Source organism: Maribacter sp. 4G9, from assembly GCF_002742265.1.
Taxonomy (GTDB): Bacteria; Bacteroidota; Bacteroidia; order Flavobacteriales; family Flavobacteriaceae; genus Maribacter.
Window position 1 is genome coordinate 52,633 of record NZ_MDGL01000149.1, and the last position, 24,734, is coordinate 77,366.

A 24,734-nucleotide genomic window follows, 5' to 3' on the forward strand; every position below is an offset into this window, starting at 1 on the left:
TCATTGTAAGCTACTGGTCCAACGGCGATTTTAAAAATTCAACCGCACCATCACGTTTAATGTGGTTCCCAAGGCATACCGTGTAAATTGGTTTGCAGAATCATCAATCCCTATTCGGTAATAATCGTTGATGGCATTTTCCTTGTTCAAAACGTTCCAAAGAGAGATACCCATTTTTGAATTGACACCATTTATCAATTTAACCTTGTATAAGGCGGACATATCGATTCGTAAGTAATCCGGTAATCTTGTATTGTTGGCATCATCAAAATTTATTTCGCCATCAACCACTTCATCGTTTAAAACGGGTACAGAAGTAGGTTTACCGGTTCTATAGTTTAAACCAGCTGAAAAATCGAAAAAATCATTTGAATAGGTAGTTCCAAAAGTTAGTGAATGGGTATTGTCAAAATTACTGGGAAACCTACCCTCTTCAAGATTTTCAAAGTTGTAGTTATTGACCATATAAGAGTAACTTAGCCAACTGCTTAAATTTGTTACCTGTTTTCTAATAAGCACATCCAAGCCAAGAACATCATAGCTTCCGCGCTCCTTTTGAAACTCATATTTTGTGGTGAAACTTTGACTCTGTGTGGTAATTCCCTCCACTTCCTTCACATAACCCGTAGCATCGACCAGCCAACCTGCTTTGGCAAATTGAAGTCCCAAGGAGCCCTGTTTGCTCTTTAAAATGGGAATGCTGTCATTATCCGTCAATTGCCACCTTCTTCGTTCAACGCCAAGGAAATCGTTTTGAAAATTTACGATTTGGGAAACATTTTGGTGCTTAAGTTCTCCCTGAGCCTCCAAATGAAAGTTCTTACCCAACTTCTTTCTTAAACTAATCCTGGGCTCTACCAAGAATTCGCCAAATTTTCCAATATAATTTAATCGCACCCCTGGATTAAGGGTGAAGCCGCCATTATTGTTCCGGTAATGACCCTGTAAAAAAACAGCATGTTCCAAAAGTACTTCAGAATCCCTTCTTAAAAACCTAGGGATATCAATATCGTTTTCATTAATAACTTCCGATTCTATCAACTGATACCCCAAAGTGCCCCAAAAATTGTTCCACCTATACTCCCCTTTTAGCCTTATACCTGTTTCCGATACCGTATTTTCCTGTAAAAACCGTTGCCCCTGCAGCACATCTGCATTGATTCCTTGTAGTTTGTAATCTGTATTATAGGCATCTAAGGATGTGGAAAATTTACTGCTCCAATTTCGCTCATATCCCAGGCCCATAGCTACGCTATTCTGTATCAAGCCACTTCCCCTAGTGACCGACTCCTGGTTTACGGAGGAGGTTTCGTCAAAATCCAGGTTATTTCCAAAAAGTATAAAATTCAGTCGTATTCGGTCCTTTTCAGATGGATGGTATAACCATCTTACCGAAGTGTCGTAAAAATTAAATTCCTGGTTGGAGTTTACTACATTTTCCTCGTTATCCTCGATCTCCGTTTGTTGGACCACCCGCTTGAAATACGTGCCATATATTGACGTGTCAAAAACATCGTTCAACGATCTTCTTGCCGCCAATTGCAGTGAAGACCTATCCCCAATGGGAATATCCGCAAAAAAAACGGCACTTATAAAATTCAACCCCAAACTTCCTTTAAATTCCTTTTGCACATAGGAATCCGTGGACATTTGGATACTCCCCGAAACACCATCGGTAAACGAGGCGTCCGTACCATTGGTTACCACCTTGACTTCCTTTGTAATCTGTGGATTGAAACTCGATATAAGGCCAAAAAAATGCCCTGACTGGTACATTTTTATGCCGTCCCATAGTATGAGGTTTTGGTCGTGCGAACCTCCCCTAATATTGATATTTGAAACCGTTTCATCCACACTTACGACGCCTGGCAATGCTTGTACGGCCTGTAGGACATCTGTTTCTATCAATCCGGGCAAAGCGGAAAAACTGGTAAAGTTTATGGCCGTACTACCGTCACCTTTTCGGTCTATTCCGCGTACCAGGTAGCCTTCCAAAACAACCGTATCCATTTTGGTAATTTCCTCAAACATCTCAATGATCGGGCATTGATCCTCTCCAAAAGTAACTGCCTTACGCCTAATGGTAGAGAAACCTAAAAATCGAATTTCTATAATTTCCTCTAGGGAACTTACCTTTATTTCAAAGAAGCCATCCTTGTCACTAACCGCATTGTCCGTGCCTGAAACAATGGTGGCCCCTTCTAGCATATAGGAATTAAAGGCATCCTTTATTTGGCCACAAACAGACAGTTGTTTGGTAATCGTATAAATAGAAGTGCCAATTTTTGTAAAGTTAAGCTTGGCCTCCCTTTTGATGGACTCAAATTGCTCCTCCAAGGAGTCATTTACGGAGGGAATATCTATATAGATAGTATCCAAAATGTCACTTTGGTAATTAAATTGAATTTGATACCGATCAGATAGCATGGAAAGAAAATCCTTTAGGAAAACCTTATTTTGGATCCCTTGTCCAAACATTGGAAAAGTTCCAAAAATCAGTACTGTTAGGACGATATAGGCTCTACTGGTTCTCTGCACTTTTAATCAATACCAAATTCTCTCCAGATTTTTCATAGGTGAAATTCAGTGACTTGGCTACCGCCTGCAATGCATTTTCCAGGTTGTTCAATTCAAATGCACCTGTAAACTCCTTTGCAACATTAATATTTTCTGTTTCAATGCGGATATTATAATGCTCCTCAAGTGCCGTGAATACCGTCTTAACGGCCATATTTTCAAAAACCTTCATGTTGTTTAGCCATTCCGGTTCAGCGACCGAGATGGCATAAGTTTCTGCAAATCCATCAACTACCCTATATGCGCTTCCCGCCGGAAGCTCAATTTTATCCTCTCCATATAACACCTGAACAAGACCTTCGTAACAAATGACACTAAAAACATCGTCCGATACCTGCACATTGAATTGTGTCCCCACCACCCTAACAATACCTTGGGAGGTTTGCACATCGAACTTTTTGCCTTTGGCGACCTTAAAAAAGGCCTCGCCTTTTAATTCTACCGTACGTTCTTTGTCCCAAGTATTTTCATTGAACCTAAGATCAGAGAGTTCATTTAAAGTTACCATGGAACTATCGGGCAGTTCAACAAGCTCTTTCTGTGCCAATTGGGTCTGGATGGAATTTTCACCGCTTTTGGCAAAAAAAACATACAACCCAAATCCTAGGACAAAGACCGCTGCAATTTTCAGCAACCATTCTGAAAGTCCAGTGGCTCTTGGACTCTTAGCGACCAATTTCCTTTCCAATACTTCGAAGCTTGGCAATTTTGAAGGGTTCTGCCCTTTAAAACGTTGACCTTCCTCCCTGATTTCTTTGTAGAATGCGCTTTCCTCCAATGCTTCAAAAGCCTCGCCCTCTTCAGGTGTCAGTTCCTTATCCAACCATTTTTTTATAAGGTATTGCTTTTCCATTTCAAACTTCTAGTTATACCTAAAACACCTTACGCTTAAAATGTCCCATAAATTATTTCAATTTAAATTCTTCCAAATGCTCTTTTAGTATATCAAATGCCGCATAAATACGGTGCCCTACTACCTTTCTTGTCACCCCAATCGCATCTGCAATTTCCTGATGTGTCTTGCCTTCCACCTGATTTAGCAGAAAAGCCTCCCTTTGTTCCGGCTTTAAACTGGCAAGCACCCTTTCGTATCTTTCCATGAATTGTTCCTTCCGCATTAGGAACTCCGGTGATTCATTGTCGTAGTCGTTGGCCTTAACCTTCTTATAATTCAATACAACCTTTTGGTGCCTAATCTCGTTGAGCATCATATTGTTCGCTACGGTATAGAGGTAGGATTTGGCAGTCTGTAGGGTTATGTTTGAACAGTTCTCCCACATTTTAATAAAGGCTTCCTGTACCTTATCGCCAGGATTAAGGTTTGTTCCGTACTTAAAATAGAGAATGTCGTTCAGCCCCGGTGCATATTTCTCGTACAGGTTGGAAAATAGTATTTTATCACAAATATTGGAGTGCAGTGCTTTGGTCAATGGTGGTGGTTATTTTCTAGCGATTAAAGATAGAGAAAAAAAATATTCACTTTTTTATGGGACATTTCATCCAACACGTGTTTTAGTAGTAAATGAACCTTTGCCTGCAACTATTTTGGCAGAAAGAAGAAATACAGACAAAATGAACACCCAAAAAATTATCTGCTTAGTATCCTTCCTTGGAATTTTGTTTTTAAGTTCCTGTAGAACGGAGGACGATTTGTCCATAGATCCTCCTATGCAAGAATTTATTGGATCAAATACGAACATTGCGGATTTGCTCAACAAAACCTCCTTAAAGGATGGCTCATTTGACAATATAATAGACAATGCCAGTTGTTTTAGCGTAGTATTACCGGTAAACGTAACGGCCAATGGTCAAGTAATCATGGTTTCCTCCCTAAATGATTTACAGATCATTGAAAACATTTTTGATACGGACCTTGACGATACGGACCTGTTGGAAATAGATTACCCTATTACCTTGACCGCATCCAACTTTGAAACGACCACGGTAAATTCGTCAGCAGAGTTACTTTCGTTGACTTCCCAATGTCCTGCAGAAAATGCTTCCGACGATGATATTGAATGTATCGATTTTGTCTTTCCCATAAGAGCGACCGCATTTAATGATAATAGTGAAATTATCGAGTCCTTCAGTTTTGACAATGACAAAGACTTATTTGATTTCATTGAGGATATAGAGGATTATTCCGCGGCAACCCTCATATTTCCTATCGATCTAGTTCTTTATGATGGTAGCCAAATCAGTGTTGGTTCCATTTCAGAATTGGAAAGCGTTATTGAAAATGCAGAAGACGTTTGTGACGAGGATGACGACAATGATTTTGACGATGATGACTGTGACAATTGCACCACTGATAATATTGATACCATATTCTCTAATTGTATGGAGTGGACCGTGGATAAACTCGAACGAAATGACGATGACCTAGAAGACCTTTACAGCAGTTATTCCTTTGCATTCGCAACTAATGGCGATATAACGGTTTCCAGTAACCAAGGTACCACCTTTGGAAGTTGGCAAGCATCCGGTTCCGGCAATGATATCACCATGGTGATCGATATCCCAGGCTTGAATGATTTTAACGACTCCTGGACCGTACATGAAATACAAGGGACTACTACGGAAGGAAAGTTGGATTTAAGAAAAGGAGATGACAGGTTACGTTTTGAAAGCTCATGCTCCGGAGAAGGTTCAAGCGGTGGTGATATCCTTAGCGCTGTGCTTACGGCATCGTCAAGTATATGGCTGATAGATACTTATTTGGATGACGGTGTCGATTTTTCCTCAAATTATAATGCGTATGAATTCACGTTTAATACCAACGGAACAGTTTTGGCAATCAACGGGTCCTCAACGAATTCCGGAACTTGGTCTTCCCAAAACAACGCGACGGAGCTAATGTTGGATTTTAATTCCATTGTTACTCTGGACGAACTTAACGATAGCTGGGACGTAATTTCTGTAGTGGACAATAGAATAGAACTTTCGGATACCAGCGGAGGTGACGGAAGTACGGATACCTTGATTTTTATAAAAAAATAATAACCCTAATAACTTAAATACAATTACTATGAAAAAGAACATTTTTAATTTAGGCATGCTAACCGCATTATTACTTTTTATCGCTTCTTGCACAAAAGAGGACAGTGACCAGGAAATGCCAAACCTAGCTCAATTACAGGCCGATGCCGAAGAATTGAACAACACCGCATCGTCCAATGGTGTTTGGAGCATTACAAAGTTTATTGATTCTGGAAAAAATGAAACCAACGACTTCATAAACTATGGTTTTACCTTTAACCCAGACGGAAGTTTGGTTGCCAACAATGGCAGTACTACCGTAACGGGAACCTGGTCCGTCACCATAGACGACGACTCCAATGACGATAGTTCCAGCAGCGACGATAATTCCAGCAGTGATGACAACGTTGATGATTGCAACAACTGTACGGTAGATCAACTGACCCAAGTTATTACGTCGTGCTCGGATTGGTTTGTGGACAAACTGGAGTTGAACGATGACGACTTTGAAGACTCTTATTCCGGTTATAGATTCAATTTTACGGCAGACGGAGGCATTACCGTTACTGCAGGCTCCGACAGTTTTTTGGGAACATGGCAAGCTTCGGGTGCAGGTAATAACATCCAAGTCATAATCTCAGTACCTAATCTATCGAATTTTGAAGCCACTTGGACTCTGCACGAAATCGAACTCTACAACGGTGAATCCAAAGTAGACCTTAGAATCAACGGAGATGACAGGTTACGTTTTAAAAATTCATGTACTATCGGGGATTTTAATGGCGGAAGCTCCACCGGTGAAATTGATTTCAATATCTTTTTTGCCTCTCCTGCGAACTTTAACGAATTAACGGAAGATTGGAACGTCATTTCACATACACTAAACAAAATTGAATTGATCCACGTGAGTGGCGGAAATGGAGGGACGGACCTACTGACCTTTGAAAAATAAGGTAATGCCCATGACGACCTAAATACCTTTCAAAACTATGGAACCCCCCGCTATGAAAAAGAAGGGTTTGGTCAGACTGTCCTAGGCAATTAGCTTAGGGCAGTTTTTTTATCCCCAAAATCCAGAAACAATGGTCGTTCCATGAGGGCCAATTTCTTACCCTGAAAACTTTCCAAACAAAAAAACCTTGTCGTTGTAGACAAGGTTTCTCTATAATTTTGCCCCCCTCACTTCGTCTGGCTCAGTACAGGCTTGGGTTCCCTTTGGACTAGCTTTAAATTGAGCGAAGAAATACTCAGGATAAACTTCTCGCCTCGAATAGTAAAAAACAAGAAAGCCATTCAATCTCTTGAATGGCTTGCTGTCATTAAGCTCCTCCTCTTGGGCTCGAACCAAGGACCCTCTGATTAACAGTCAGATGCTCTAACCAACTGAGCTAAGGAGGAAAATACCGTATTTATCCTTTAAAGCGGGTGCAAATATAAATGTTTTTTAAACTTTGCCAAACAAAAAAAAGCGGTTTTTCTATTTAAATAACCATTTGTACAAATCGTTCCCATTAGCGAACAATAATAGGGCGATCAACAGAAAAAATCCTGTCATTTGGGCATATTCCAAAAACTTGTCGCTGGGCTTTCTGCCCGTAATCATTTCATATAACAAAAACATGACATGGCCCCCGTCCAAGGCTGGTATGGGAAGTATGTTCATAAAGGCCAGAATAATGGAAATAAAGGCTGTGGCGCTCCAAAAGGCAGGCCAGTCCCACCCATCTGGAAACAGGCCTCCTATAGCAGCAAATCCACCAACCCCTTTATAAGCTCCGGTAGATGGATTGAAAATCTTCTTCATCTGTTTTACATAGCCTCCTAGGGTATTGACACCCTTTTCTATACCCGCTGGTATGGATTCCAAAAACGAATACTTGACCTTCTCTATTTTAAAATAACCGTTTTCAGCATATTCCTCAAAACTATTATAACCGGCAAAGACTCCCAGCTTACCTTCATCACTTACCAGGGCTTTTAATGGAATTGTGCGGCCGTCCCTATTAACTGTCAATTCTACTTCCTGTCCTTTATTTTCCTCCAATATTGGAACAATTTCATCCTGATATTGGACGGATTTGCCGTTCACGGCTACCACGGCATCCTTTTCCATTAAACCGATATTTGCATTGGGAGAATCCTCAGGGACTTCACGGATAATGAAAGGGGTCCTATAACTTAAAAATCGAACTCTGTCCTCATCCTCCAAGAGGGTAGCGATGAAATCCACGGGAATTTCCTTATCGAAGGTCCTTCCATCCCTTTTAATGGTAATGGTATTGCCGTTGATGATTTCCAAAGGCAGGGAACCAAACTTTTCCACCTTTTTACCATCAACTGCCGTAATCAAATCGCCTGTTTTGATTCCCAGTTCATCACCAATATTTTTTTCGGTGACCAAAAAACCATCCTTTAAGCTATCCGCAGGAACATACTGCTCCCCATAGGTATAAGCCATACCAATATAGATGATCACTGCCAACACAAAATTTACCGTGACCCCGCCCAACATAATGATCAACCGTTGCCAGGCCGGTTTGCTACGAAATTCCCAAGGTTTGGGTTCTTCCTTCATAGCCTCGGTATCCATGCTCTCATCGATCATGCCTGCAATCTTCACATATCCACCTAGTGGGAGCCAACCAATTCCATATACGGTTTCCCCTATTTTCTTTTTAAAAAGGGAGAATTTTACATCAAAGAACAAATAGAACTTTTCTACACGGGTCTTGAATAATTTGGCGGGTATAAAATGTCCAAGCTCATGAAGTACGATCAACAAGGAAAGGCTTAAAAAAAATTGGATAGTCTTTATAGCGATGGGGCTCATTTACGTCTTCTAAAAATTAAATCGGACAAAAGTACAAGTTTACGAGGTCTAAAAAAAAGAAACTCGGTATACTCCAACTATTTTTAAGAATATTTTGGCTTTACAGGCCCATTATAATTTGAATGAAAACCCATGCTGGCGTACCTTTGCAAAAAAAGAAAATGCGCTCTTTCTTTGGTAGATTCAAGATTTTTGGATGGGTCATGCTGGGTATCTCCGCAGTGATCATATACCTCTTTTTTAATGCCCTCCAACCTAAGAAAACACTTCCTATATACAATCCGGCCATGGTAAACAGCGAATTGGTGGACCAGGAAATTCAACACATACGAAAGTACCATACCATAGCGGACTTCGCTTTGGTGAACCAAAATGGGGATACCATTACCCAAGAAGATTATAAGGACAAGATTTATATAGCTGATTTTTTCTTTACCACCTGCCCTACCATTTGCCCGATCATGACCAAAAACATGGCGTCCATCCAAGACAAGATCGGTGATGATGTATTGCTACTTTCCCACTCCGTCACGCCCCAGATAGATTCCGTGGCGCAATTGAAAAAATATGCGATTGAAAAAGGTGTGGATGACTCCAAATGGAATTTGGTTACGGGAGATAAAAAACAGATCTATGAACTGGCCCGCAAATCCTATTTGGCAGTAAAGACGGATGGCGATGGCGGCCCCTATGATATGATTCATACGGAGAACTTCATCTTGGTGGACAAAAAAAAGCGCATACGTGGGTTTTATGACGGCACCAATGAAGAAGAAGTCCAAAAACTCTTGGATGATTTGCAAGTGCTTAAATCGAGTTACGAGGAATAGATTTTAAACTATAAAAAAGTTCCAAGACCGATATATCTCGCCGAATACTTGCTTATGATAAAAATTGCGTTATTTTTGCTTACTTATATTGAATCTAAATAAGAATTGGAGACAACGGTTGCACACTTAAAGCGAGGTCAAAAGGGGATTATCAAGGAGTTTACGGAGGATCTACTGCCCATTAAGCTTTTGGAACTAGGTTGTTTACCGGGCAACGAAGTGGAACTGGTACAGGTTGCCCCCCTAAAGGACCCCATCTATATAAATGTAAATGGATCTCATATTGCCATTAGGCGCGTAATTGCGGAGCAAATAGCTTTGGACATCGTTGATGAAGACGTGAAACCATGAGCAAACAAATCAACGTAGCGCTTATAGGAAATCCCAATACCGGGAAAACTTCAGTGTTCAATCAATTGACAGGTCTCAACCAAAAGGTGGGGAACTACCCTGGTATCACCGTTGAAAAAAAGGAGGGCATCTGTAAACTTCCCAGGGGCGTAAGGGCCCACATAATTGACCTTCCCGGTACGTACAGCCTTAATACCACCTCTTTGGACGAGAGCGTTGCCGTTGAGCTGCTCCTGAACAAGAACGACAAGGACCACCCTGACGTGGCCCTCGTGATTTCCGATGTTGAAAACCTCAAGCGGAACCTTCTGCTCTTTACCCAGATAAAGGACCTAAAGATTCCGGCCATCTTAGTCATTAACATGGCCGATCGTATGACCCGAAAAGGTATAAGCATCGATATACCCCTTCTGGAAGAAAAACTCAATGCAAAGATAGCCCTGGTAAGTACCCGAAAAGGTATGGGCATAGAGCAGCTAAAGGAGCTTATTGCGGATTATAAAAGTCTTTCAAAAACACCAAATGTAGATACCACGGTAATCGACCCGGAATATTTTGAAAAGCTCAAAAAGACATTTCCCAAAGAGGACATCTATAAGCTATGGTTGGTCATCACACAGGATGTGAACTTTATGCCCATCGAAAAAAAACTGATCAAAGATGCCTCCTCGTTTAGCACCAAATCAAAATCCGAGTTAAAAAGACTTCAACAAAAGGAAACCATCCTTAGGTATCAGTTCATTAATGGCATTTTGAAGGAAACCTATAAGGTAGATATTAACGCCGCCAAGGGATTTAGGGCCACCCTGGACAAAGTACTGACGCACAAGCTTTTAGGGTATCTTATTTTCTTCATCATACTCCTCACCATTTTTCAGGCGATCTATGGGTGGAGCGAGTACCCTATGGATATGATAGACGGCTTTTTTGCGTCTGCTACGGAATGGGTAAAGGACACCTTGCCCCCAGGAGTATTCACAAATCTTATTGCCGAGGGTGTATTGGCCGGTATTGGTGGCATTGTCATCTTTATCCCCCAAATAGCCTTTCTTTTCCTATTCATCTCCCTTTTGGAAGAAACCGGATATATGAGCCGCGTAGTTTTCTTGATGGACCGTATCATGCGGCCTTTTGGTCTAAGCGGTAAAAGTGTGGTGCCCTTGATTTCGGGAACGGCCTGTGCGATACCGGCCGTAATGGCCACCAGGACCATTGAAAACTGGAAGGAGCGACTAATTACCATTTTGGTAACCCCGTTTACAACCTGTTCCGCAAGGTTGCCCGTGTACCTGATCATCATTGCATTAGTGATTCCCGAAGGTAGTTTTTTAGGACTGAGTTTTAAGGCTTTGACTCTCATGCTACTTTATCTTCTTGGATTTTTGGCAGCGATAGTTTCCGCCATGGTTTTGAACAAAATTCTTCAAATAAAGAGTAGGACTTTCTTTGTCATAGAGCTACCGAACTACAAATTACCCCTGCTAAAAAATGTGGGATACACGGTATTGGAAAAAACCAAAAGCTTTGTTTTTGGAGCTGGTAAAATCATCCTAGCTATTTCCATCATTCTTTGGTTCCTAGGGTCCAATGGGTTCTCGAATGATTTTGAAAATGCGGAATCGATTGTTGAAAAAAGAGTTAGGGAAGAGGGTTTTTCTACATATAGCGAAACCTACATCAAAAACAACCTAAATCAATACCGGGCGTCCTTGGAAGAAAACAGAATCGATTCTGGCGTAATACAGGACTCCGTTCAAACAATGCAATCAACCTTGGAAGGAAGGGCCCTTAATCAAGAAATAGCCAGTTATAAACTGGAACATTCCTACATGGGCTATATGGGCAAGGCCATTGAGCCAATTGTAGAACCCTTGGGATATGATTGGAAAATAGGAATTGCCGTCTTGACATCCTTCGCCGCCAGGGAGGTTTTTGTAGGAACCTTGGCAACCATCTATAGCGTGGGAAATGACGAAGAGGAAACCATTAAGAACCGTATGGCCGCAGAGGTAAACCCCGTAACGAAAGAACCCTTGTTCAATTTGGCCTCCGGTATTTCCTTATTGCTTTTCTATGCATTTGCCATGCAATGTATGAGTACCTTGGCCATCGTTAAAAGAGAGACCAATTCTTGGAAATGGCCAGCCTACCAACTTGTTTTTATGAGTCTATTTGCTTATATTATGGCGTTCATCGCTTATCAAACCCTAAAATAAATGGAACTGTTACAGCACATTCTGGTCTACATAACCTTGGTGATTTCCGTGGGGTACCTTGCCTATAAATTTATTTTGCCTAAACGATTGTTCTCCAGCGGAAAAAAAACCAATAAAGCTTGTGGACAGGACGATTGCGGTTGTCACTAATACTTGTACAACTTCACTTAACACCTTCTGATCGTTAACGGAACAAAAAAAATTTCACAATAATATCCAAAAGGGCATGGTTTTGTACGATCGGTTACTTTAGTTTGTATTTCTAGGAAACAAATCGGGGCAAACCCGAGAGTTATTCGAAGGAAAACATACTTAAATTTCGAGGTAAGCCTCGGAGCATTTAATCTCGATTATTGAGTAAAATTTTTATGAAGAGAACTCCCACCTTTGTTTTTTGGACCCTCTCCTTTTTATGTGGTCATTTTATGTTAGCCCAAAACCTAACGTCCACGGTGGTGGATAGTGCAACACGGCAGCCAGTACCCTACGCCACCATTATCCTTAAAAAAAAGGGTGTTATCACCAATGAGGAAGGTAAATTCAGTTTTCTGATGGAGGAAAACATCGACGCAACGGATTCCCTCTTTATTTCCTGTATTGGGTATGAATCCATCGGGAAGCCTTTGAACGAGTTTACGGGCAATACCATAGTGTTGAATCCAAAAGCTATTGAGCTGAGGGAGGTAATCGTTTCAAACAAAAATTATACACCGGAGGAAATTCTGGAATTGGTAGGAGAAAACATCGGGAAAAATTATAAGAACGGTTTTACAAAAAAACGCTTGTTCCTTAGGGAATCGTATAGGAATTACATTGAGAAATCCCACTATCAAATTAAAGAATCCACTATTCCTGCCTTGAACAGGCAATTTTTGGACAGTGTCCTAAAATCCATCCCATCCAACGATACTTATTACACGGAAGTTTTGGGAGACCTATATGGAACGGAAGACGAGGACGAGCAGAAATTGGACCTCATAAAAGCCTCTGAGCTTTATAACAAGAGTAGCCGTCTAGACCTAGAAAACCTGGAAGAAAGGTTCAATGATATCATCAAAAAAAATGTAAAGACGGATTCCTATTTCAAGGTGAAATCTGGGTTATTTGGAAACAAGGTGGACGCCGAGGAACTTTTTGAGCAGGAGGTCGATTCCAATGAGGTGGAATCGCTCAATAAAGAATTAGAGGAAGCTAAGGAGCGTAAGAAGTTCTTCTCCAACTATAAAAGAAGGACCCTTGCCAACTTGTATACCAACCTTCCCATCTTTGAGGATTCTGATTATAATATTCTGTGGAAATCCAACAGGTACGAACTTACCCTTGAAGCGTTTTCCTACATAGGCGACAAGCCATTATATGTCATTGATTTTAAACCAAAACGTTCTGAAGACTTTAAAGGAAAACTCTACATAGATGCCAATGACTTTGCCCTCGTGAAGATGGACTTCGAAAACGTGGAGCCCCTAAGGAAATTTAGCTTGTTGGGCATTTCCCTTAACGAATACCTCGCCAAGGGAAGCATTCTTTTTGGCAAGGATGCGGATGGCAGGTACAGCTTGCGCTATTATGAGATCACAAAAGGCAATAGGGTTGGGTTCAAAAGGCCCGTCAAGATCATCGAAAAGAACAAACATGTAAAGGGACGCAGAAAACAGAATGAACTTCATCTAAAAATTGATGCCGTTTTCAACGGAAGGAACAGATACGAGGTGGTAGTTTTTGAAACGGAGGCCATTACGGAATCCGCTTTCAATTCCTTTACCGAAAATAACGACATACTACCTCAGTATATACCCAATTACGACCCTGATTTCTGGAAAGGATATACCATCATGGAACCCAATATGGCCATAAAGGAGTTCACTTCACAGGTGGATCACGATTAAAGGCCCGGAGAGGCTTTAAAACAGCGTATCGATAAAGGAGTATAACAGCAATATCCAACCCAAAACAAGGAGTATGCCCCCAAGAGGGGTTATAGGACCTAAAAGCTTCAGTTTCTTCCCTTTCGATGCGCTAAGACACAATCCATAGATACTAAAGGAAAATAACATTGTCCCCAAAATAAAACTGAGGACCATGTACTGCTCGAACTTGGCTTCAAGGTTAAAATTAAACCCGATCATCAAAAGTACCAGGGCATGGTACATCTGATATTTCACCCCGGTCTCAAAACTGGCCATTTGATCTTGGGTAAAGGATTTCTTCAACCTATGGGCCCCAAAGGCTCCAAAGATTATTCCCAACAAGCCAAATAAGGCCCCTATTACTTGAGAAAGTAGTACCATGCAAGGAAATTTCTTAAAAGGATTATGGTTTGATTTTTATTCATCATAAAAAAATTGCTCTTTTACAATTTTACCATCCTCGATCTGATACACGGCGATTTCGGACATTCTAGAGCGCTGACCAGATGGCTTGTGGGTCGTATCCATTTCAAACCTTAGCGAAAACCAATTATCTGCTACTATAGGATCGGACACCTCAGTGCTATGGACCTCAAAATTCTCCTGCCACCATTCCCTCTTTTGCTGTATTCCTTCAAAACCTTCCACAAGGGCACCTTCTTTGGTACCATCATTTTCGATACTAATTATTTTAGGGCTGTAAAGTTCTTGATAAGGTTTTTCAAAATCCCCTTGTCTGCAAGAAGCTACTAGTTTGTCGGCAATTTCTTGGGTAGTCATAATCATGTATTTTACATTAATATATTATTCCTGTTTGTATAGGGAAATTTTTCCCAAATCAACAACATGCGGATATGAATAAAAATACGAAGAAAGTCGTAGCCTAGGAATATATGTCCAATAAGTTTTAGCATATTTCCAAAATGAAACTACGCTTAAACAAACAAGAGTCTATCAATTAGGCACCATTCCTGTTTTGACAATTTTCTGCTGAAGTTGGCTAAAAAGAATATTGGTCTCCAAGGAATCCTTTAGGTTGAAATAGAGTTTTATGGAATCTTTGTAGACCAACTTAATTTTAGGCTGGGAAATATTGTCCACAAAAACATGGATTTTCTTATCCGTCAAGGAATCCTTGAATTCCTGAAATATTCCCTTTTCCTTTTCCAAGGCGGAGAAGCCGTTCAAACGTATCATAGGTGGAATTCTTTCCACAAATACCACACTGTCCAAATCCGTGTACCGCACTTTCTCCATATAAAAACCTGATAGTAGCCTTATATGATCCGGAGCAGTTTTTATCCAGTTTCTATAATGCATGGTCAAAACAGAGATGCATATAATTATAGTGAGGACCAAAATCAAGTTCCAAAACCAATGTCTCTTTTGCGATGCCATATTGTATGTTGATCGAATCACGAACGTTCTGCTCTTCACAACGAAAGTTCACTAACTATAACTGCGTATTTCCGGAAAAATTATTTTGCCCCCTCCTTGAAAGATCGGTTTATCCCAATCCAACATCCAGGGTCATCATGATGATAAACCCGCCAATAAAGCCCATGGTCGCAATATCCGTGTACTTGTCCTGTTGTGTTTCGGGGATGACCTCTTCCACGACCACGAATATCATGGCCCCAGCGGCAAAGGAAAGTGCATAGGGTAAAATGGGTTGAAACGTAAGTACCGCCCAAGCTCCCAAAACACCGGCAATAGGTTCCACAATGGCCGAAGCCTGACCAAAAAGAAAGCTCTTTTTCCTACTAAGGCCATGTCTGCGCAAAGGCATGGCAACGGCAAAACCTTCGGGGAAGTTTTGAAGTCCTATGCCCAAAGCAAGGGCGACCGCCCCTCCAATGGAAGCTCCTTCAAAACCGGCCGCAACACCACCAAAAAGTACTCCTACCGCCAGACCTTCCGGAATGTTATGCAGGGTTATGGCCAGGGTCAACAGAGTTGTCCTATGCCATGGGGTATTTACCCCCTCGGCCTCACTTTCCTTAAAATTGATATGTAAATGAGGAAGGATCTTGTCCAGACCAAATATAAAACCTGCCCCTAGTAAAAAACCCACGGCCGCTGGTATCACCTTTACGAATCCCTCCCCTGGACTCATTTCGATTCCAGGTGCCAGCAGACTCCAAAAACTGGCAGCCACCATTACACCCCCGGTAAAACCGAGCATTCCGTCCAGAACCGCCCTATTCATGGTCTTAAATAAGAATACGAGAGCGGCTCCGGCTGCTGTGAGTCCCCATGTAAATAGGGTGGCATAAAATGCAGCCAATACCGGGTTTATTGATTCAAAATAGGCAATAACTGAATCCATGGTCGATTATTTATTTTCCAATACCTCCAAAAACAAATTGGAAGCTATTTGATCGGATATTCTCATTTCCTTTTCATTGATGGCAATACTTACCGAACCATCAAAATCCTCCTTTTCCAAAATTGTCAAAGTGTCACCCAAGGATATCCGGTTTTTATCTAAAAATTTTAAAAAGGCGGCAGAGGAATCATTGACACCAACACAAACGCCCTGGCAGCCAACAGGAAGTTCACTGATCAATTTTTTTACCGACTTTTTAAACGCTCCTTCCTTGGTGGGAATGGGATCACCATGTGGATCTACCCGGGGATTGCCCAAATAGTTGTCCAATTTGTCTATAAGCTTGTCGCTTTTTATATGCTCTAGCTGCTCCGCGACCTCATGGACCTCGTCCCAGGCAAAATCCAATTTATCCACTAAAAAGACTTCCCATAAACGGTGCTTTCGTACTATGGAAAGAGCCGTTATGGCTCCTTTTTCAGTCAAGGAAACCCCCTTGTACTTTTTATAGTTCACAAGGTTTTTATCGGATAACTTTTTGAGCATATCCGTAACGGATGACGGTTTGGTTTCCATTTGGTCCGCTATCGCATTGGTGGTTATGGAATGCCCCTCCCCTTTTGCCAAATGATAGATGGTCTTTATGTAATCCTCTTCTGAAAGCGTCATGTAAATTTAATATAAGGCTAATTTACATTTTTATATCCAAAAACAAATATTTAGTTTTGTCTAAATTTATTTTTAGTATATTATAAAATAATATTTTGATTTATGCCTATTAGAACGGTTTGCTGCATTCTGTGTATGCTTTACGGCCTTAAGACCTGGACCCAAGGGGCTTCCATAACGGGGAAGGTTTCTTCGGAAAAGCATTCCATACCCTTTGTGAACCTATATCTTAAAAACACTACGATAGGAAGCTCCACGGATGAGCTAGGCATGTATACCTTGAGAAATATAGTACCGGGTACCTATACCCTTGTAGCTACCGTGATGGGATATCTCCCGTTCGAACAGCGGATTTCCCTTTCGGAAAATCAACAATTAGTGCTAAACATAGAAATGGAAGCGGCCGCGGAACGTTTGGATGAAATGGTCGTAACGGGCACCCTTAAGGCCGTGAGCCGCTCAGAAAGTCCGGTTCCCGTAGAGGTCTATAGTCCTACTTTTCTAAAACAAAACCCAACGGCAAACATTTTTGAGGCCTTGCAAAATGTGAACGGCGTACGGCCCCAAATCAATTGTAACGTCTGCAATACCGGAGATATTCATATCAATGGCCTCGAAGGCCCGTATACCCTGGTAATGATAGACGGTATGCCAATCGTAAGTGGCTTGGGTACGGTGTATGGCCTATCTGGAATTCCAAATTCGCTCATAGAACAAATTGAAATCGTTAAAGGTCCAGCTTCCACCCTATATGGAAGCGAAGCCGTTGGGGGACTCATCAATATAATTACGAAAAATAACCTTACTGCTCCGGAGTTTTTTGGAGATACTTTCATGACAGATTGGGGGGAGTACAATCTTGATGTAGGCACCAAAGTAAACCTTGGTAAGAATACGAACTTGCTTTTGGGAATCAATTATTTTAAATACGATAATCCAATAGATAACAACGGGGATAATTTTACGGACCTTACCTTACAGGACCGTATTTCAATCTTTCAAAAATGGGATTTTAAAAGAAAGAATGCCCGAATTTTTTCCGTTGCGGGCCGCTATTTTTATGAAGACCGATGGGGCGGGGAATTGCAATGGACCCCAGCATTTAGGGGTGGTGATGAGATTTATGGAGAAAGTATCTATACCCGCAGATGGGAAATTCTTGGTAAATATCAATTACCGGTAGAAAAACAGCTAATGTTTTCCTTTTCCTATAACGACCATAGCCAAAACTCGGTATACGGGAACGTACCCTATTTGGCAGACCAGCGCATCGGTTTTTCGCAATTGACATGGGATAAATCCATAGGAAAACATAGTCTATTGGCGGGATTCGCGTTACGCTACAATTATTACGACGACAGCACCCCTGCAACTTCCAATAGTACCGGTAACAAACCAGACGAGGTACTTATTCCAAGCCTCTTTCTACAAGATGAAATTGCCTTCAATAAAAGGAACTCCTTTCTTGTAGGAGCCCGGTATGATTACGATAGTAGGCATGGAACTATATTTACGCCGAGAGCCGCCTATAGGTTCAAATTTACGGATACCGATATTCTGCGGCTTAATGCCGGTACGGGCTTTAGGGTAGTAAATTTATTCACTGAAGAACATGCCGCCCTAACGGGCGCTAGGGACGTAATCATTGCAGAGGAGTTGAAGCCGGAGCGTTCTTTCAACATGAACTTGAATTATCTTAAAAAAATATATGCCGACAATGGCACCTTCCTAGCTTTTGACGCATCCATTTTTTATACCAATTTTCAGAACAGCATCATCCCAGATTATGACACCAATCCCAACCAAATCATCTACGACAATCTCAATGGAAAATCCATCTCGCAAGGGCTAAGTGCCAGTTTGGACATCGCATTTCCCAACGGCCTAAAAGCAATGCTTGGTGGCACATTTCAAGACGTTGGCGTGACCGAAAATGATATAAAAAGACGGCAAATACTCACTGAAAGTTTTTCTGCTAATTGGAGTATCAGCTATACCGTATCGACTTGGAATTTGACCTTGGATTATACAGGAAATCTATATGGCCCCATGCGCTTACCATTGCTTGGAACTAATGACCCCCGTAGGGAGTTTTCCCCAACTTGGAGTATTCAAAACATTCAATTCTCGTACAACAAAATCAAGAATTTTGAATTCTATGGAGGCATAAAAAACCTCTTAAACTGGACCCCAAACAATGGCAATCCGTTTATTATCGCCCGTGCCAATGACCCCTTTGATAAGGAGGTAAGCTTTGACGCCAACGGCAACGCTATCCCCACACAGAACAACCCCAATGGCCTAACATTCGATCCCTCCTATGTATACGGTCCCAACCAAGGAATAAGGTCCTTTCTGGGTTTGCGTTATACCATCAATTAAAAGTTTAAAACCAATGGTATTTTGTATTTTTGATTCTTTCTAATGCATATTATTGCCGCATCCTTAAAGAATTGATGAACAATTACGATTATATTATTATTGGTGCCGGAGCATCAGGATTATTACTAGCGGATGCCATGGGTTCCGATCCGTTTTTCAGTACTAAGAAAATATTGGTAATCGATAAGGACGCGAAACAAACCAACGACCGCACATGGTGCTTTTGGGAAAAAGGAACGGGCCAGTTTGATGGGCTTATCCATAAAGCTTGGGATACCATTCACTTTGAGGGTAAAAAAATTTCAAAGAGAACGAAAATTTCGCCCTACCGTTATAAAATGATCCGTGGAATTGATTTTTACAATCACTTTTTAAACCGTTTACAAAAGTACAGCAACATTACCTTTATCCAAGAGGAAGTGGTAGAACTAAAAGAATCAGCTACAGAAGTTACCGTGCTAACCAATACCGCACAACACAAGGGCAACTATATTTTTAGCAGTCTTTTTAACTACAGTATGGTGACAGAACAGCAAAAGTTTCCTGTACTACAACAGCATTTTGTGGGTTGGGTGGTAAAAACCGAGAGGCCGGTGTTCGATGAGGCCCAGGTTACCTATATGGATTTTTCAGTTCCACAAAAGGGAAATACCCGTTTCATGTATGTACTACCCTATTCTCAAGATACGGCACTGATTGAATATACCCTTTTTTCTGAAAGCTTATTGGATAAAAGAGAATATGAGGAAGCACTAAAGACCTATATTCAGCAGACGTTTAAGTGTGAATCCTTTACCATTTTGGATACTGAACAAGGTAGTATTCCCATGACCTGTTACGACTTTAGGAAACACCATACGAAAAGAGTACGGTATATAGGAACCGCGGGCGGATGGGCAAAGCCGAGTACGGGATACACCTTAATGAGCACTACGAAAAAAATCCCCAAACTTATATCCCTCATTAAGAAAGGGAAACCGCTACAACCCTTGAAGTTAAAAAATAAGTTTTGGTATTACGATCTTCTGTTCTTGGATGTTCTGCATACCGAGAATGCAAGGGGGCATGAAATTTTCGAATCCCTGTTTAAGGCGAGAAGCCCCCAAGGTGTTTTTAAGTTTTTGGACGAGGAGACGAATATATGGGAAGATTTCACCTATATCAACGCCTGCCCCAAAACACCTTTTCTAAAGGCATTTTTTAAACGCCTTTTTTAAACCGTCCTGTTCATTAATTTCTCACCAAATTGGCGGAGCAGGCCTTTCTTAACGGCGCTGATTTCCATATCCTCTAAAACGGAGAAGGCCTTGGCCGTATAATCGGAAATGGCGTTTCGGGTTGCCGCATCTGCACCGGTCCTTTTAAAGATTTCCCTTACCGCATGTACCTTCGTATCTGTTTCCTTGGGTTGAATAGAATATAAATGCTCCAATTCTTTTTTCCCCATTTCAGATGCCGAAATCATAGCTTTCAAGTACAAATAGGTCTTTTTGTTTTCGATAATATCGCCTCCTACCTGTTTGCCAAAAGTTTCAGGATCCCCAAAAACATCCAAGTAATCGTCCTGCAGCTGAAAAGCGATTCCTAAATTCAAACCAAAATCGTACATTCTTTCCTGTGCCTTTATAGGTGCTTCAGCAACAATCGCCCCCATTTTAAGGGCAGCTGCGACCAGAACTGCTGTTTTATATTCGATCATCTTCAAATATTCTGGCAGCATTACATCATCGCGCGACTCAAAATCGACATCGTATTGTTGTCCTTCACACACTTCCAAGGCGGTCTTACTAAAGAGCATGGCCAATTGTCTAAAGACCGGCGGGTCATAATTTTCGAAAAGCTGGTAGGCCATAATCAGCATGGCATCCCCAGAGAGTATACCTGTATTAATGTCCCATTTTTCGTGTACGGTCGTCTGGCCCCTACGCACGGGGGCATTGTCCATAATATCATCATGGACCAACGAAAAATTATGGAATACCTCGATCGCAAATGCAGCATCCAAAGCTCGCTTATAATCGATATCGAAAACCTCGGTCGCCATTAGAACCAACACGGGCCGTAAACGCTTACCGCCAAGTCCAATTATGTAACTGATGGGTTCATATAGGTTCCTTGGTTCCTTATCAAGTTTTTTAGCGTCCAAATACGCAATGAACTCAGATCTATATTCATTTATGGAAAGCATACATGCAATTTTTTTCAAAAATAGGATAATCCAGTCAATTAAATATTCCTAATTACACTGCGCTTTTATTCATAAAACCTAAGGCATACTTGCGTTTATTTAGAATAGTGACTGCGATTAAAGAAGTAATAACTTGTAAATTTATAATTATCCAGAGCTAAAGCTATCAAATCCATGATTTTAGGTGCATTTTTTTTTATTTTATTGTTTTTAACATAATTTTTGAATAATTTAGCTAATCAACCTAAACAACACGCATATGAAAATTTTTTACCATCCATTGTCTTTTATGGAAAAATGTAGCAAAACCTATTGGGCAGTTCTTTTGTTTTTAGCAACTACAACGTTTTCGTTTGCCCAAACCACAGTTTCGGGTACGGTTACGTCAGCTGCCGATAACATGCCTTTACCTGGGGTTTCAGTGATTGATGTGAACAATCCTACAAGGGGCGTTCAGGCAGATTTTGATGGAAATTATTCCATCACCCTGGACAATGGCAATACAAGCTTACGATTTAGTTATATTGGATTTAAATCCGTTGTGGTGCCTGTCAACAATCAAAGTACTATTAATGTTTCTATGGAAGAAGATGTGGCCAACTTGGAAGAAGTGGTTGTTGTAGGATATGGAACACAAAAGAAAGCGACCGTAACCGGTGCGGTTACCGCCGTTCAGGGCCCGGTTCTTGAAAGTTCTCCAGCAATTAGCGTTTCCAATTCCCTGGCCGGAAGGTTGCCCGGGGTTGTAATAATACAAACGAGTGGCGAGCCCGGTAATGATCAGTCTTCGATTAGTATTCGTGGAACGAATACACTTGGGAACAATCAACCCTTGGTGGTCATTGATGGTATTCCCGATAGGGATGGTGGCGTTGGCCGTATAAATCCAGACGATATAGCCAACATTTCAGTTTTAAAGGATGCTTCGGCCGCCATATATGGTGCCAGAGCGGCAAATGGTGCCATTATCGTTACCACAAAAAAAGGGGACCCTGGAAAAATGAAAATTAATTACAGGGCTGATTTTGGGCTTACGAGACCAACCAGAGTTCCTGAAATGTCAAACGCTGTGGAATATCAAACCATCATGAATGAACTGGCGATTTACAACAGTAATATTCCTGCCAACCAATGGAGTGCTGCCAATACCGCCTTCCAAAATGCCGGAAACTATACCATTCCTGGAAGTGGTGAGACGGTAAACGCGGCTTTTAGTCCAGAAACTATAAACGGACATAGAACACAGGCCGATCCGTATTTATTTCCTGATACAGATTGGTTTGGCGCTGTTTTTCAGGATTGGGCCGAACAACAGCGACATAATCTTGCTGTAAGCGGAGGAAGTGAGGACCTGACTTATTATGCCTCCTTGGGATACGCGGACCAAGGTGCTATTTATAAAAATTCCTCAACGCGCTATCAACAGTATAACTTTAGGATCAATACGGATGCCAAAATCAATGATTACATATCCACTAAATTGATGATGGGTTATAGGAAAGAAGACAGGGCCCTTCCTACAGAAGGTGCCGGTGCCATTTTTAGAATGCTCATGCGCGGTAGACCAAATGAAACCGCCGTTTGGCCGAATGGACTACCAGGACCGGATATTGAGAATGGACAACAGCCCGTAGTTATAACGACCAATGCCACAGGTTACGATAGTCAGCCAACGGATTATTTACAGTTTACGGGATCGGTAGATATCAAAAATCCTTGGATAGATGGATTGACCTTAACTTTATTGGCGGGGGTAGATCAAAGTCAACAACGCAGAAAGTTGTGGCAAACACCTTGGACCCTCTATTCCTTGGACCGGGCAAATTATATTGCAACAGGCAACCCAGTGCTTAGCGGATCCATTCGGTCCAATTTCACAGACCCTAGGCTTACACAATCATCCTTAAATGTTTTAAACACCAACCTTACAGCGTTATTGAATTATGATAAAACTATAGCAGATGATCATTCCATCAATCTATTGGCTGGGGTCACCCGAGAGAATTTTCAAGGTGAATTCTTATCTGCTTTTAGAAGAAATTTCCTTTCCACTGCCGTAGACCAATTAGGGGTGGGTGGTGAAATAGGTCAAGAAACCGATGGTTTTGGATACAATAGGACACGATTAGGCTATTACGGTCGTGCTCAATACAATTTCAAGGAAAAATACCTTGCCGAATTTATTTGGAGGTATGACGGATCGTATATTTTTCCAGGAAACGATCGCTTCGGGTTTTTCCCCGGGTTCTTGGCAGGATGGAACATTTCTAACGAAGACTGGTTTAATGTAGAGGCTATCGACTATTTAAAGTTAAGGGGCTCTTACGGGCAAATGGGTAATGACCAGGTGTTCTTTCAAGGCAGTCTGCAGGAATATGCCTATTTATCAATTTACGATTTTGGAACCTATCCTATAGATGGTGTTGTACAGACTACGTTGACAGAACCATTGCTTGCCAACCCAAGTTTTACATGGGAAAGGGCAAACAATTACAATATTGGTCTGGATGGCATCACCTTGAACGGAAAATTGAGCTTCACCCTTGAGTATTTTCTTAACAAGAGGGACCAAATATTGATTCAGGAAACAGGATCAACACCCGGTTCTTCAGGTATCTCCAATTTGTTACCCCCTGTAAATGCCGGAAAGGTAAACAACGAGGGATTTGAATTTGCCCTGAACTATTATGGCGGCGATGCGGATGGATTTAAATGGGATGCAGGTATAAACGGTGGTTACGCACAAAACAGTGTTGAATTCTTAGATGAGATACCCGGTGCGCCAGCCTACCAATTACAAGAAGGGAAACCCATAGGTTCGTACTTGGTATACGAATATGATGGTGTGTTCAGGGATGAAGCTGCCATTTCGAGCAACACGCTGGATTATAGTGCCGTAAAACCAAACTTGGAACCAGGAGACATGAAATTTAGGGATATTAATGGAGATGGGGTTATTAATGATTTAGATCAGGTTAGGCTTAACAGTAGTATCGTCCCTAATTTCAATTTCGGGGTTACTTTTAATGCCTCCTATAAAAACTTTGATCTTGCAGTTTTATTTCAAGGTGCCACGGGTGCAGATTTATTTATTTCAACGGAATCAGGGGATATCGGAAATTATTTGAAATATAGTTTTGATAACCGATGGAGTCCAGAAAATCCTAGTAGTGTTGATCCACGACTGGCAAGTAGGGGGGACACCTATTATTCCTTTGGAGCGGCCTTTGGTAACAACACCTACAATTTATTCAGCAAGGATTATATTCGGCTTAAAAACGTACAATTAGCTTATAATTTTCCAAACAGACTAATTGAACAATTTGGGCTATCGGCTTTTAGGGTTTATATGAACGGATTAAATTTGGCGACTTGGGCCGCGCAAGATATCTATGATCCAGAATCAACCACCACTAATGGACAATTTTATCCACAACAAACGATTATTAATACAGGTTTTAGTTTAACATTTTAGA

20 protein-coding genes and 1 tRNA gene are annotated in these 24,734 nt (G+C 41.3%); 10 read left to right on the plus strand and 11 right to left on the minus strand.

The genetic code is table 11. The features are described from left to right. Positions 1-30: 30 nt before the first annotated feature. The 3 genes from BFP75_RS14385 to BFP75_RS14395 are packed head-to-tail and all read right to left on the minus strand — an operon-like array spanning position 31 to position 4,007. On the minus strand, positions 31-2,538 hold the full coding sequence (locus BFP75_RS14385; RefSeq protein WP_123803482.1) for a TonB-dependent receptor plug domain-containing protein: 2,508 nt from the start codon (positions 2,536-2,538) through the stop codon (positions 31-33). Next, entirely contained in the window at positions 2,522-3,430 is a 909-nt protein-coding gene (locus BFP75_RS14390) for a FecR family protein (protein WP_099546062.1), read from the minus strand. The genes BFP75_RS14385 and BFP75_RS14390 overlap by 17 nt, the downstream gene beginning before the upstream one ends. A 52-nt stretch (positions 3,431-3,482) precedes the next feature. Further along, complete coding sequence (locus BFP75_RS14395) at positions 3,483-4,007, minus strand: RNA polymerase sigma factor (protein WP_099546063.1); 525 nt, start codon at positions 4,005-4,007, stop codon at positions 3,483-3,485. 142 nt (positions 4,008-4,149) lie between these two features. On the opposite strand from BFP75_RS14395, the gene BFP75_RS14400 reads away from it, so the two are divergent. Together BFP75_RS14400 and BFP75_RS14405 are read left to right on the plus strand one after the other, a co-directional pair. Then, positions 4,150-5,577 carry a hypothetical protein gene (locus tag BFP75_RS14400; protein ID WP_099546064.1) on the plus strand — a complete coding sequence of 476 codons (1,428 nt, stop codon included), beginning with the start codon at positions 4,150-4,152 and terminating at the stop codon, positions 5,575-5,577. 28 nt (positions 5,578-5,605) lie between these two features. Then, complete coding sequence (locus BFP75_RS14405; RefSeq protein ID WP_099546065.1) at positions 5,606-6,508, plus strand: hypothetical protein; 903 nt, start codon at positions 5,606-5,608, stop codon at positions 6,506-6,508. A gap of 372 nt (positions 6,509-6,880) precedes the next feature. Here BFP75_RS14405 and BFP75_RS14410 read toward each other — a convergent pair. After that, positions 6,881-6,954 (minus strand) — tRNA-Asn (locus BFP75_RS14410). 79 nt (positions 6,955-7,033) lie between these two features. Next, on the minus strand, positions 7,034-8,386 hold the full coding sequence (gene rseP / locus BFP75_RS14415; protein ID WP_099546066.1) for an RIP metalloprotease RseP: 1,353 nt from the start codon (positions 8,384-8,386) through the stop codon (positions 7,034-7,036). 161 nt (positions 8,387-8,547) lie between these two features. Here rseP and BFP75_RS14420 point away from each other — a divergent pair, with 161 nt between their 5' ends. The 5 genes from BFP75_RS14420 (at position 8,548) to BFP75_RS14435 (ending at position 13,669) form a co-directional block, all read left to right on the plus strand. After that, on the plus strand, positions 8,548-9,216 hold the full coding sequence (locus tag BFP75_RS14420) for an SCO family protein (protein ID WP_099546183.1): 669 nt from the start codon (positions 8,548-8,550) through the stop codon (positions 9,214-9,216). Positions 9,217-9,321: 105 nt separating this feature from the next. Further along, complete coding sequence (locus BFP75_RS14425; protein ID WP_099546067.1) at positions 9,322-9,567, plus strand: ferrous iron transport protein A; 246 nt, start codon at positions 9,322-9,324, stop codon at positions 9,565-9,567. Further along, complete coding sequence (feoB, locus tag BFP75_RS14430) at positions 9,564-11,783, plus strand: ferrous iron transport protein B (RefSeq protein WP_099546068.1); 2,220 nt, start codon at positions 9,564-9,566, stop codon at positions 11,781-11,783. Before BFP75_RS14425 ends, feoB begins: the two co-directional genes overlap by 4 nt. Next, on the plus strand, positions 11,784-11,933 hold the full coding sequence (locus BFP75_RS21910; RefSeq protein WP_165776610.1) for a hypothetical protein: 150 nt from the start codon (positions 11,784-11,786) through the stop codon (positions 11,931-11,933). It abuts the gene before it with no gap. A gap of 218 nt (positions 11,934-12,151) precedes the next feature. Next, entirely contained in the window at positions 12,152-13,669 is a 1,518-nt protein-coding gene (locus BFP75_RS14435) for a carboxypeptidase-like regulatory domain-containing protein (protein WP_099546069.1), read from the plus strand. Positions 13,670-13,684: 15 nt separating this feature from the next. Here the strand turns inward: BFP75_RS14435 and BFP75_RS14440 are convergent, their stop codons facing one another. The 5 genes from BFP75_RS14440 to BFP75_RS14460 form a co-directional block, all read right to left on the minus strand. Next, the gene (locus tag BFP75_RS14440; protein WP_099546070.1) at positions 13,685-14,071 is read right to left on the minus strand and encodes a DUF423 domain-containing protein; all 387 of its coding nucleotides are present in this window, start codon (positions 14,069-14,071) and stop codon (positions 13,685-13,687) included. Between the two features lie 36 nt (positions 14,072-14,107). Next, complete coding sequence (locus BFP75_RS14445) at positions 14,108-14,470, minus strand: nuclear transport factor 2 family protein (RefSeq protein ID WP_099546071.1); 363 nt, start codon at positions 14,468-14,470, stop codon at positions 14,108-14,110. Positions 14,471-14,644: 174 nt separating this feature from the next. After that, positions 14,645-15,088 (minus strand): hypothetical protein, encoded by a 444-nt coding sequence (locus BFP75_RS14450; protein ID WP_099546072.1) that lies wholly within the window; start codon positions 15,086-15,088, stop codon positions 14,645-14,647. A gap of 109 nt (positions 15,089-15,197) precedes the next feature. Further along, complete coding sequence (locus BFP75_RS14455; RefSeq protein ID WP_099546073.1) at positions 15,198-16,019, minus strand: ZIP family metal transporter; 822 nt, start codon at positions 16,017-16,019, stop codon at positions 15,198-15,200. A gap of 6 nt (positions 16,020-16,025) precedes the next feature. Beyond that, positions 16,026-16,688 (minus strand): metal-dependent transcriptional regulator, encoded by a 663-nt coding sequence (locus BFP75_RS14460; protein ID WP_099546074.1) that lies wholly within the window; start codon positions 16,686-16,688, stop codon positions 16,026-16,028. Positions 16,689-16,790: 102 nt separating this feature from the next. Here BFP75_RS14460 and BFP75_RS14465 point away from each other — a divergent pair, with 102 nt between their 5' ends. Beyond that, on the plus strand, positions 16,791-19,070 hold the full coding sequence (locus tag BFP75_RS14465) for a TonB-dependent receptor (RefSeq protein WP_099546075.1): 2,280 nt from the start codon (positions 16,791-16,793) through the stop codon (positions 19,068-19,070). 74 nt (positions 19,071-19,144) lie between these two features. Continuing rightward, on the plus strand, positions 19,145-20,287 hold the full coding sequence (locus tag BFP75_RS14470) for a lycopene cyclase family protein (protein WP_099546076.1): 1,143 nt from the start codon (positions 19,145-19,147) through the stop codon (positions 20,285-20,287). Here BFP75_RS14470 and BFP75_RS14475 read toward each other — a convergent pair. Further along, complete coding sequence (locus tag BFP75_RS14475) at positions 20,284-21,258, minus strand: polyprenyl synthetase family protein (RefSeq protein ID WP_099546077.1); 975 nt, start codon at positions 21,256-21,258, stop codon at positions 20,284-20,286. The two genes, BFP75_RS14470 and BFP75_RS14475, sit on opposite strands and share 4 nt — an antisense overlap. Positions 21,259-21,517: 259 nt before the next feature. Here BFP75_RS14475 and BFP75_RS14480 point away from each other — a divergent pair, with 259 nt between their 5' ends. Further along, a complete protein-coding gene (locus BFP75_RS14480) occupies positions 21,518-24,733 on the plus strand; it encodes a SusC/RagA family TonB-linked outer membrane protein (protein ID WP_240531802.1) in 3,216 nt (1,071 codons plus the stop codon). Position 24,734: the final 1 nt, after the last annotated feature.

Coding starts and splice junctions, on each gene's coding strand:
- BFP75_RS14450 (WP_099546072.1), bottom strand. CDS start 15,088: ATGGCATCGCAAAAGAGACATTGGTTTTGGAACTTGATTTTGGTCCTC.
- BFP75_RS14455 (WP_099546073.1), bottom strand. CDS start 16,019: ATGGATTCAGTTATTGCCTATTTTGAATCAATAAACCCGGTATTGGCT.
- BFP75_RS14400 (WP_099546064.1), top strand. CDS start 4,150: ATGAACACCCAAAAAATTATCTGCTTAGTATCCTTCCTTGGAATTTTG.
- BFP75_RS21910 (WP_165776610.1), top strand. CDS start 11,784: ATGGAACTGTTACAGCACATTCTGGTCTACATAACCTTGGTGATTTCC.
- BFP75_RS14470 (WP_099546076.1), top strand. CDS start 19,145: ATGAACAATTACGATTATATTATTATTGGTGCCGGAGCATCAGGATTA.
- BFP75_RS14390 (WP_099546062.1), bottom strand. CDS start 3,430: ATGGAAAAGCAATACCTTATAAAAAAATGGTTGGATAAGGAACTGACA.
- BFP75_RS14435 (WP_099546069.1), top strand. CDS start 12,152: ATGAAGAGAACTCCCACCTTTGTTTTTTGGACCCTCTCCTTTTTATGT.
- BFP75_RS14475 (WP_099546077.1), bottom strand. CDS start 21,258: ATGCTTTCCATAAATGAATATAGATCTGAGTTCATTGCGTATTTGGAC.
- BFP75_RS14480 (WP_240531802.1), top strand. CDS start 21,518: ATGAAAATTTTTTACCATCCATTGTCTTTTATGGAAAAATGTAGCAAA.
- BFP75_RS14445 (WP_099546071.1), bottom strand. CDS start 14,470: ATGACTACCCAAGAAATTGCCGACAAACTAGTAGCTTCTTGCAGACAA.
- BFP75_RS14405 (WP_099546065.1), top strand. CDS start 5,606: ATGAAAAAGAACATTTTTAATTTAGGCATGCTAACCGCATTATTACTT.
- rseP (WP_099546066.1), bottom strand. CDS start 8,386: ATGAGCCCCATCGCTATAAAGACTATCCAATTTTTTTTAAGCCTTTCC.
- BFP75_RS14440 (WP_099546070.1), bottom strand. CDS start 14,071: ATGGTACTACTTTCTCAAGTAATAGGGGCCTTATTTGGCTTGTTGGGA.
- BFP75_RS14465 (WP_099546075.1), top strand. CDS start 16,791: ATGCCTATTAGAACGGTTTGCTGCATTCTGTGTATGCTTTACGGCCTT.
- BFP75_RS14460 (WP_099546074.1), bottom strand. CDS start 16,688: ATGACGCTTTCAGAAGAGGATTACATAAAGACCATCTATCATTTGGCA.
- feoB (WP_099546068.1), top strand. CDS start 9,564: ATGAGCAAACAAATCAACGTAGCGCTTATAGGAAATCCCAATACCGGG.
- BFP75_RS14420 (WP_099546183.1), top strand. CDS start 8,548: ATGCGCTCTTTCTTTGGTAGATTCAAGATTTTTGGATGGGTCATGCTG.